This window comes from Sphaerisporangium sp. NPDC005288, assembly GCF_040607475.1.
Lineage (GTDB): Bacteria > Actinomycetota > Actinomycetes > Streptosporangiales > Streptosporangiaceae > Sphaerisporangium > Sphaerisporangium rhizosphaerae.
This window is the reverse complement of sequence record NZ_JBEXGT010000013.1, coordinates 179,857-189,823: the sequence shown is the minus strand read 5'-3', so window position 1 is coordinate 189,823 and position 9,967 is coordinate 179,857. Positions and strand designations below refer to the sequence as shown.

General features: G+C 71.2%; 6 protein-coding genes. 5 read left to right on the top strand and 1 reads right to left on the bottom strand.

The window, feature by feature from the left end; all coding sequences use genetic code 11:
- The 5 genes from kdpB to ABZU32_RS15250 form a co-directional block, all read left to right on the top strand.
- Positions 1-1,686, top strand: a 1,686-nt coding sequence (kdpB, locus tag ABZU32_RS15270) for a potassium-transporting ATPase subunit KdpB (RefSeq protein ID WP_354922222.1), incomplete at its 5' end; no start/stop codon positions are given.
- The gene (locus tag ABZU32_RS15265; RefSeq protein WP_354922220.1) at positions 1,687-2,544 is read left to right on the top strand and encodes a potassium-transporting ATPase subunit C; all 858 of its coding nucleotides are present in this window, start codon (positions 1,687-1,689) and stop codon (positions 2,542-2,544) included.
- A gap of 13 nt (positions 2,545-2,557) precedes the next feature.
- Positions 2,558-5,131, top strand: a complete 2,574-nt coding sequence (locus tag ABZU32_RS15260; RefSeq protein ID WP_354922217.1) for a DUF4118 domain-containing protein — start codon at positions 2,558-2,560, stop codon at positions 5,129-5,131.
- Positions 5,128-5,796 (top strand): response regulator, encoded by a 669-nt coding sequence (locus tag ABZU32_RS15255; RefSeq protein ID WP_354852408.1) that lies wholly within the window; start codon positions 5,128-5,130, stop codon positions 5,794-5,796. Before ABZU32_RS15260 ends, ABZU32_RS15255 begins: the two co-directional genes overlap by 4 nt.
- Positions 5,797-5,844: 48 nt before the next feature.
- Positions 5,845-6,621 (top strand): alpha/beta fold hydrolase, encoded by a 777-nt coding sequence (locus ABZU32_RS15250; RefSeq protein WP_354922214.1) that lies wholly within the window; start codon positions 5,845-5,847, stop codon positions 6,619-6,621.
- Positions 6,622-6,770: 149 nt separating this feature from the next.
- Here ABZU32_RS15250 and ABZU32_RS15245 read toward each other — a convergent pair whose 3' ends face one another.
- A complete protein-coding gene (locus tag ABZU32_RS15245) occupies positions 6,771-9,944 on the bottom strand; it encodes a tetratricopeptide repeat protein (protein WP_354922211.1) in 3,174 nt (1,057 codons plus the stop codon).
- Positions 9,945-9,967: the final 23 nt, after the last annotated feature.

The following is a 9,967-nucleotide window of genomic DNA, read 5'->3' as shown; positions in this document are numbered from 1 at the left end:
GACGGCGACGTGACCCAAGGCATCGCCAGCGTCGACGAATCAGCCATCACCGGAGAATCCGCCCCGGTGATCCGCGAGTCCGGCGGCGACCGCTCCGCCGTCACCGGCGGCACCAAAGTCCTGTCCGACCGCATCATCGTCACCATCACCCAAAAACCCGGCGACAGCTTCATCGACCGGATGATCGCCCTGGTCGAAGGCGCCAACCGGCAGAAGACCCCCAACGAGATCGCCCTGAACATCCTGCTGGCCGCACTCACCATCATCTTCCTGATCGCCACCGCCACCATGCAACCCCTGGCCATCTACTCCAAAACCGCCAACCCCGGCGTCCCCGACTCTCTGGCGCTCACCGGCGACGGCGTCACCGGCATCGTGCTCGTCGCCCTGGTGGTCTGCCTCATCCCCACCACCATCGGCGCCCTGCTGTCGGCCATCGGCATCGCCGGCATGGACCGCCTCGTGCAACGCAACGTCCTGGCCATGTCCGGCCGCGCCGTCGAAGCCGCCGGCGACGTCAGCACCCTGCTCCTGGACAAGACCGGCACCATCACCCTGGGCAACCGCCAAGCCTCGGCGTTCCTCCCGGTGGAGGGGGTGCCGGAGCGCGAGCTGGCCGAGGCCGCGCAGCTCGCCAGCCTGGCCGACGAGACCCCCGAAGGCCGCTCCATCGTCGTGCACGCCAAGCGGCGTTACGGCTTGCGGGAGCACACGCCCGGCGAGCTGGACCACGCCTCGTGGGTGGCCTTCACCGCCCAAACCCGCATGTCCGGCGTGGAGGTGGACGGCCGCCAGGTGCGCAAGGGCGCGGCGAGTTCGGTGATGAAGTGGGTGCGCGACCACGGCGGCCACCCCACCAGCGAAGTCGGCCCGCTGGTCGACGGCATCTCCGCCTCCGGCGGCACCCCCCTGGTCGTCGGCGAGATCACCACGACCGGCACCGCCCGCGTGCTCGGCGTCATCCACCTCAAAGACGTCGTCAAACAAGGCATGCGCGAACGCTTCGACCACATGCGCGCCATGGGCATCCGCACCATCATGATCACCGGCGACAACCCCCTCACCGCCAAAGCCATCGCCGACGAAGCCGGAGTCGACGACTACCTCGCCGAAGCCACCCCCCAAGACAAACTCGCCCTCATCCGACGCGAACAACAAGGCGGCCGACTCCTCGCCATGACCGGCGACGGCACCAACGACGCCCCCGCCCTGGCCCAAGCCGACGTCGGCGTCGCCATGAACACCGGCACCTCCGCCGCCAAAGAAGCCGGCAACATGGTCGACCTCGACTCCAACCCCACCAAACTCATCGAAATCGTCGAGATCGGCAAACAACTCCTCATCACCCGCGGCGCCCTGACCACCTTCTCCATCGCCAACGACATCGCCAAATACTTCGCCATCATCCCCGCCATGTTCACCGCCGTGTACCCCGGCCTGGACACCCTCAACATCATGCGCCTGGCCAGCCCCCAATCGGCCATCCTCTCCGCCGTCATCTTCAACGCCATCATCATCATCGCGCTCATCCCGCTGGCACTACGCGGAGTCCGCTACCGCCCCTCCAGCGCCTCCCAACTCCTGTCCCGCAACCTCTACATCTACGGCCTGGGCGGCATCATCGTCCCGTTCATCGGCATCAAACTCATCGACCTGCTCGTTCGGTTCCTTCCGGGGATGTCATAGATGCGCCATCTGCCAAGCTGGATGAACCGGTACCTGGCCGGTCTGCGCGCCCTGCTGGTGCTCACCGTGATCACCGGAGTCGTCTATCCGCTGGTGGTCACGGGAGTGGCGCAGGCGCTGTTCAACGGCGAGGCCAATGGCTCCATCGTGCGGATCCACGGCGAGGACGCGGGCAGCGTGCTCATCGGGCAGAACTTCACCGACGCCGGCGGCAACCCGGTGAAGAAGTACTTCCAGTCCCGCCCGTCGGCCGCGGGATACGACCCCATGGCGAGCGCGGCGAGCAACCTGGGCCCTGCGGACGTCCTGGACGTGTTGCCCGTCCCCGGGGCATCCGGCATGCGGGGCCATGGCCGGCGGTCCCTGTTGAGCCAGGTCTGCGCGCGGAGCAAGGCCGTCGGTGAGCTGGAAGGGGTCAGCGGCGCCCGCCCGTACTGCACCCCCGACGGCGTCGGCGCCGTCCTTGAGGTCTTCCCCGCCACCGGCGCCCCCACCCGCGCCGTCAGCGTCAACCAGCCCTGCCCCACCACCCCCTTCATCACCACCTACCAGGGCATCACCGTCCAATGCGGCACACCAGGCCAGAACTACGCCACCGGCCGCACCGTCACCGTCCGCGGCACCGCGACCGCCCTCGTCCCCCCCGACGCCGTCACCGCCGGCGGCTCCGGCCTCGACCCCGACATCAGCCCGGCCTACGCCGCACTCCAGGCGCCCCGCGTCGCCCGGCAACGCGGCCTGCCCCTCGCCCGGGTCAAGGCCCTCATCGAGCGGCACACCAGCGGTCGTAGCTTGGGGTTCATGGGGGAACCCGCGGTCAACGTCCTGGCGCTCAACCTGGCACTGGACGCGGGATGACGGAAGGCGAGCGGTGAGCACGGCACGGGAGGCGGACGCGGCGCGCGCGCCCGGCGCGGCACGCGGGCGGCTGCGCGTCTACCTGGGGGCCGCCCCCGGCGTCGGCAAGACCTACGCGATGCTCGCGCAGGGCCGCCGGGCGCTCACGCGCGGCAGGGACGTGGTGGTCGGCCTGGTGGAGACGCACGGCCGCGCCCGCACGGCCGAACTGATCGACGGGCTGGAGACGCTGCCCCGCAGAACCCTCACCTACCGGGGCGCGACCTTCACCGAGTTGGACGTCGACGCCGTCATCGCGCGCAAGCCCAAGATCGCACTGATCGACGAGCTCGCGCACACCAACGTGCCGGGGTCGCGCAACGCCAAGCGCTGGCAGGACATCGAGGAGATCCTAGACGCCGGCATCGACGTCATCTCCACCGTCAACATCCAGCACCTGGAGTCGCTCAACGACGTCGTGGAGCAGATCGCGGGCGTGCCGCAGCGCGAGACCGTCCCCGACGAGGTCGTGCGCCGGGCCGACCAGGTGGAGCTGGTCGACATGTCGCCCGAGGCGCTGCGCCGCAGGCTCGCGCACGGCAACGTCTACCCGCCGGAGAAGATCGACGCGGCCCTGTCCAACTACTTCCGGGAGGGCAACCTGACCGCGCTGCGCGAGCTGGCCCTGCTCTGGGTCGCGGGGAAGGTGGACGAGCAGCTCGAACGCTACCGCGCCGACCACGGCATCGCCGGCACCTGGGAGGCGCGCGAACGGGTCGTCGTCGCGCTGACCGGCGGTCCCGAGGGCGACACCCTCGTGCGCCGCGCCGCGCGCATCGCGGCCCGTACCCAGGGCGCCGACCTGCTGGCCGTCCATGTCACCGCCCCCGACGGCCTGGCCGGCGCCGACCCGGCCCACCTGGCCCGTCAGCGGACGCTGGTCGAGAGCATGGGCGGCACCTACCACCAGGTCGTCGGCGACGACATCCCGCGCGCCCTGCTCGATTTCGCCCGCGGCGTCAACGCCACCCAGCTCGTGCTCGGCGCCTCCCGGCGCGGGCGCTTCGCGCAGGTGCTCTCCCCCGGCGTCGGGGTGACCACGACCGCACGCTCGGGGCCCATCGACGTCCACATGATCACCCACGAGGAGGTCAGCAAGGGACTGCGGAGGGCGTCGCGTTCCCGCGCCGTGCTCACCCGCCGCCGGCGTCTGGCCGGGTGGGCGCTGGCCGTCGCCGGCCTTCCCGCGCTGACCGCGGCGCTGGTCCCGCTGCGCGGCACGCTGGCGCTGCCCGGGGAGATCCTGCTGTTCCTGCTGACGGTCGTCGTCGTCGCCCTGGTCGGCGGCCGTTCGCCGGCGGTCGTCGCCGCGGTGGGCGCGTTCGGGCTGCTCAACTGGTACTTCACCCCGCCGCTGAACACGCTCACGGTGGCCGAGCCGGAGAACCTGCTGGCGCTGTTCGTGTTCGTGCTGGTCGCGGCCACGGTCAGCACGGTGGTCGACCTGGCGGCGCGGCGCACCCGCGAGGCCGCCCGCGCCGGAGCCGAGGCCGAGGTGCTGTCCACGCTGGCCGGGCACGTACTGCGCGGCGAGGCCGCGCTGCCGTCCCTGCTGGCCCGGCTGCGCGAGACCTTCACCCTGACGTCGGTGACGCTGCTCGAACGCGTCGGCCCGGCCGGCCCCGACCACCGGTCCGCACCGCAGTCGTGGCGGATCGTGGCCACCTCCGGCGGGCCACCCTGCGCGAGCCCCGACGACTCCGACACCGACGTGCAGGTCGACGACCGGCTCGTGCTCGCCGTCCGCGGCCACCTGCTGGACGCCTCCGACCGCCGGGTGCTGGAGGCGTTCGCCGCCGAGGCCGCCGTCGCCCTGCGCCAGGAGCGTCTGCGGCAGGAGGCCGAGGCCGCGCGGCCGCTGGCCGAGGCCGACCGGATGCGCACGGCCCTGCTCGCCGCCGTCAGCCACGACCTGCGCACGCCGCTCGCCTCGGCCAAGGCCGCCGTGGACAGTCTGCGCAACACGACCATCGAGTGGACGCCGCAGGACCGGGCCGAACTGCTCGCCACGGCCGAGGAGTCGCTGGCCAGGCTGGACCGCCTGGTCGCCAACCTGCTCGACATGAGCCGCCTGCAGGCCGGCGTGCTGGGGCTCACCCTGCACCCCGTCGCGCTGGAGGACGTCATGCCGCGCGCCATCGACGACCTCGGGCCGCTCGGCGAGCGCGTCCAGGACGACATCCCCGGCGACCTGCCCGAGATCATGGCCGATCCGGCGCTGCTCGAGCGCATCCTGGTCAACCTGATGTCCAACGCCGTCCGCTACAGCCCGCCCGAGCACCGAGTACTGGTCACCGGCAGCCACTACGGCGACCGGGTGGAGATCCGGGTCATCGACCGCGGCCCCGGCATCCCGCCGGACGCCCACGACCAGGTCTTCCTGCCGTTCCAGCGCCTGGGCGACCGGGCCGGCCACACCGGCGTCGGCCTGGGCCTGGCGCTCTCCCGAGGGCTGGCCGAGGCGATGAACGGCACCCTGACGCCCGACGAGACCCCCGGAGGAGGGCTCACCATGATCATCTCTATGCCCGTCGGAGAGCACCGATGACCCGGGTCCTGGTCGTCGACGACGAGCCGCAACTGCTGCGCGCCCTGCGCATCAACCTGGTCGCCCGCCACTACGAGGTCGCCGTGGCCGCCGACGGAGGCGCCGCGCTGCGCGAGGCCGCCCAGTTCCACCCCGACCTGATCCTGCTCGACCTCGGACTTCCCGACATGGACGGGGTCGAGGTCATCCACGGGCTGCGCGGCTGGACGCGCGTGCCGATCGTCGTGCTGTCCGGCCGGGCCGGCAACCAGGACAAGATCGACGCCCTGGACGCGGGGGCCGACGACTACGTCACCAAGCCGTTCGACATCGAGGAGCTGTTCGCCCGCATCCGGGCCGTCACCCGCCGGGTGTCCACGCAGGAGGCCGAGAGCACGCAGGTCCGCGTCGGCGACCACACGGTCGACCTGGCCACCAAGACCGTCTCCGGAGACGTCCGGCTCACCCGCACCGAGTGGCGCATGCTGGAGCTGCTGCTGCGCAACCCCGGCCGGCTGGTCAGCCAGCGCCAGATGCTCGGCGAGGTGTGGGGCGCGGCCTACGCCAAGGAGACCCACTACCTGCGCCAGTACATGGCCCAGCTCCGCAAGAAGCTCGAACGCGACCCCGCCCGCCCCGTCCACCTGATCACCGAGCCCGGCATGGGCTACCGCTTCACGCCCTGACCTCCCCGGCGGGTGACAGGCGAGGCGATCGGTGTTTGACTCGGCGGGATGGAACTGGCGTACGAACGGCGCGGCGACGGGCCGCCGCTGGTGCTCCTGCACGGCATAGGCCACCACTGGCAGGCGTGGGAGCCGGTCCTCGACCTGCTTGCCCCCTTTCGCGACGTCATCGCGGTCGACTTCCCCGGCTTCGGCGCCTCGCCGCCTCTGCCCGCGGGGACGCCCTACAACCCCGAGACCCTCGCCGACGCGGTGGAGGCGTTCTGCGCGCGGCTCGGCGTGGAGCGGCCCCACGTGGCCGGCAACTCCCTCGGCGGCTACGTGGCGCTGACCCTGGCCGCGCGCGGCGTCGTCCGCACGGCGACGGCGCTGTCCCCCGCCGGCTTCTGGGCCGGAGCGGAGCGGTTCCGCGCCAGAATGCTGCTGCTCGGCCTGCGCCGCCTGTGCCGGGCGCTGCCCGCGGAGGGCATGCGGGCCCTCGCCGGGTCCGAGGTGGGACGGGCGGCGTCGGTCGGGCTCGTCGTCGCCCGGCCAGGGCGCATGAGCCCGGAGGCGGTGATCGCGGGCGGGAAGGCCCTGCGCGACGCGCCCGGCTTCGACCGGACGCTGGCCTCGTTCGACGCGGTCGTGCCCCCGGCCCGGCCGAAGGCGCCGATCACGATCGCGTGGGGCGACCACGACCGGCTGCTGCCGCCCCGCCAGGCCGTGCGCGCCGCCAAGTGGTCCGGGCGGCGCGTGAAGCTCCTGCGCGACTGCGGCCACGTCCCCATGAGCGACGACCCCGAACTGGTCGCCCGCGTCCTTCTGGAGGGCAGCTTCCTGTGAGAGGAGACGGCCAGGGGTGATCGTGGAGGGCATCCCCCTCGTTCCGAACCGAACGACGTGCCCACTTACCAGCGAGGCGACATGCGTTGATCGTTGCTTTCACACCTGCTCCTAGGGGCTGCGCGGATCGTTGTGGCGGCCGTCGGCGCCTATGAAGACCCACGGAGGTAGAGACGGGCGATCTGATGCCCCGCGTCGCTCGCTCGACGCAGCCACCTCACCGCCTCGGCCCGCTTGTTCTGACGGAGCAGCAGAATGCCGAGGTTGGTCTCGGCATCATGATCGCCGGTGGCGGCGGACCGGCGCAGAAATGGTTCAGCCTCGTTCCATCGTTTCAGTGCGAACAGCAGGACTCCGAGATTGTTCAAGGCGTACAGATGACCGGCGTCGGCAGCCCGCCGGTACCAGTGCTCGGCCTCATCGAGCCGGCCGAGAAGCCTGAACAGGTAACCCAGGTTGTACTGCGCGTCGTGATGTCCGCCTTCCGCGGCCCGGCGCAGCAGCGGTTCGGCTTCCTCATGCCGCCCCTGCCGCATGAGCCGAACGGCGCACTCGGTCATGGCGCCGAGATGGCCGCCCTCGGCCGCCCGCTCGAGGAACCACTGACCGCTGTGGTCCTGGTCGTGCAGCTTGAGCAGCGACGCGACGAGATAGGCGCCGTCAGCCGTCTCCGCCGGGTCGTGGCCGGACAAAGCCTGCTTCGCCACCTCGGCCAGGCCGATCCGTGCCGCCAGCGTGGCGACTCCGAGCGCGACGGCCGGCGATCGGGTGTTCACGAGCTCCCCGATCAGCTCTCCGGCTTCCGCGAGGTCGCCTCGGCTGTGGTGGTTCTCGGCCAGGGCCAGCCGGGCCGGTTCGTCGCCCGCCTCCATCAACGGCCGTAGCCAGCGGTCGGCCTCGGCCAACCGGCCGCACATGATGTGCCACGTCGCGTAGTTGTAGGCCGCGGCGGGGTCACCTCGCTCGGCGGCCCGCCGGATCTCCCGCATCTGCTCGGTCAGTTCGCTCCCCCACTGCCGGAACTCCGACAGCGTGGTCACGGCTTCTGGATGACCGGTCGCGGCGGCCTCCTCGAACCACTGCTCGGCCTTGGCCATCTCGCCCGCCCGGGACGCGAGATGACCAAGGTTCATAATCGCCACGGTTCGGAGATCCTTGGCATCGGGTCCGAGCTCCGACTCATGCTGTCTGAGCTCATGTTCGGGCGCCTGTGCCACCTGCCGATACCAGTGCGCGGCTTCGACAAGGTCATCACGATCAACGAGCAGGGCGGCGAGGGCGAACGCCGCGATCAGGCCACCGCTGCGGGCGGACTGGCGCAGGCGCCGTTCAGCCTCCTCCTGTTCGCCGTGGCCGAGCAAGAACATGCCCAGGTTGTAGGCGGCCGCGGCATCACCGAAGTCCGCGGCGTGCGCGAGCCATCTCCTCCCCTCCGCCGTGTGGCCGCCGGCCAGCAGCAGTTGCCCTAGATCGTTGGCCGCGTCCAGGTCACCGGCCTTCGCGGCGATCTCCAGGCACTCACCGGCGCCGACCACTTCCCCGCGGTTGCGGAGCAACTTGCCCAACCGGGCGGCCGCGTCCACCGATCCCCGGCCCATCGCCCGGCGATAGATCCGCGCGGCCTCCTCCCAGTCCTCGCGCTGGGCCAGCAACCAGCCGAGGACGACCGTGGCATGACTGCTCCCCGCCTCCATGGCCCGGCGAAAGACGGCCTCGGCGGCCTCCTGATCACCTTGTTCGTACAGCAGATGTCCGAGAGCGACGATGGCGGGCACGTAGCCGAGGTCGGCGGCCTGTCGCAGCAGGGTCCGCGCATCGTCGATCGAGCCTCGCTCTCGCAACAGGTGACCGAGACTGTTCGCGATCGCGGCCATGGCGAGGCCGTCGCTTTCGACCAGGTTAAGGGCCTGACGGAAGCGCTCCTCGGCCTCGCCCACCTCGCCCTCCCGCCAGGCCAGCAGGCCCAACCCGTGGACCGCCAGCGCCGCAACCGGACCGCCGGCCTCGACACCCTTCTCGAACGCCCTCCTCGCGACAGCCTCGCGGCCTTCGTGATAGGCGGGGACTCCCACCTGCCACACGTCACCGGGAGGGAGATGCTCCACAAGCCTGTCCCACACCGCCTCGGGCACGGCGGGCGGCGCAGGAGCCCGCTGCATACGGTCGACGAGGTAGCCGAAGACGCGGTAGCCGTCACTCAGCCGCGTGAGCAGCGCACTGGTGGCGTGAACCGGCTCGGTCGCCCATGCGAGCCCCGTCTCGAAGGCGTCCGGATCGAGCCTCACCACGGTCCGCTCGTCGAGGTAGAGGCGGTACAGCCCGCGCAGTAGCTCCTCGGGGACCGCCCCTGCCATCCCGGCGCGCCGGCAGTCGATGGCCGCGGACACGATCGCCGCGCCCACGGGCTGGACATCGATGGCGTGACCGTCGCGCCATCGATCCCACAGCCTCGGCGCGGCGGCCAGGAACTCCGCGAACCCGATCCCCGTCGCCGTCGCGTTCAACGCCGCCGCGATGCTCGGGTCCCGACGGGCCAGCTCGGCCGCCCGACGCTCCTCGGCCGCCGACAGCGGCCACCGGCCCAGCCGCAGGATTCGCGCGAAGTCCAGCAGGTTGGCGACGGTTCGCGGATCGTCGCCCGTGGAAGAGCCGCGCCGCCGCTCGGAACCATGTTCGGCGTACGCTGCGGTGCGCATCGTCGCCAGCACCACCACTCCGTTCCCGGAGGTGGTAAGACCGTCGAGCGTCGCCGGATCGAGACCGTTCGTGCCGAGATAGTGTTCCAGCTCGTCCAGCCAGATCACCGTATTCCGCAGTCGGTGCCCCGTATCGACCAGCTCGCGAAGCAACTTGGTGGAGCGGGGGATGAGAATCCAATGATCCGCCAGGTTTCTGTGCAACGCCTCGAACGCGACTCGAGACTTACCCGTGGCCGACTCCCCGAGCACGATGACCAGACGCTCGTCACGCAGAGCCTCGTCCAGCTCGCCGTCGATGTCACGCCCGACGTAGGCGGGCATCCGGCGCGGCCGGCCTCCGGGCTTGTCACGAAGGGTGAGCGCCGGGTGCACCCCCAGCCGGACAGGGTCGGTCATGTCGCTGACCCGGCACCACACGTCGGCCTCGGCCTTCAATGCTCGGACGCCGGTCCGCTCGTCCCTCAGTGCCTTGGCTTGATCGAGCACGAGCGGGAGGAGCACCGTGACGCACGCCCCGCTGGCCGCCAAAAGGATCAGCGACCAAACCAGCGGCACCTGGATCCGGGTGAGCACCGTGCCGCCACCGGCGAGCAGCACCGCAAGGACGATCAGCACCAAACGCATCGGTGCGGATCGCCGGCGGATCG

Bases quoted from the DNA above. Each gene is read 5' to 3' on its own strand.
- ABZU32_RS15245 (WP_354922211.1), bottom strand. From the start codon at position 9,944: ATGCGTTTGGTGCTGATCGTCCTTGCGGTGCTGCTCGCCGGTGGCGGC.
- ABZU32_RS15255 (WP_354852408.1), top strand. From the start codon at position 5,128: ATGACCCGGGTCCTGGTCGTCGACGACGAGCCGCAACTGCTGCGCGCC.
- ABZU32_RS15265 (WP_354922220.1), top strand. From the start codon at position 1,687: ATGCGCCATCTGCCAAGCTGGATGAACCGGTACCTGGCCGGTCTGCGC.
- ABZU32_RS15250 (WP_354922214.1), top strand. From the start codon at position 5,845: ATGGAACTGGCGTACGAACGGCGCGGCGACGGGCCGCCGCTGGTGCTC.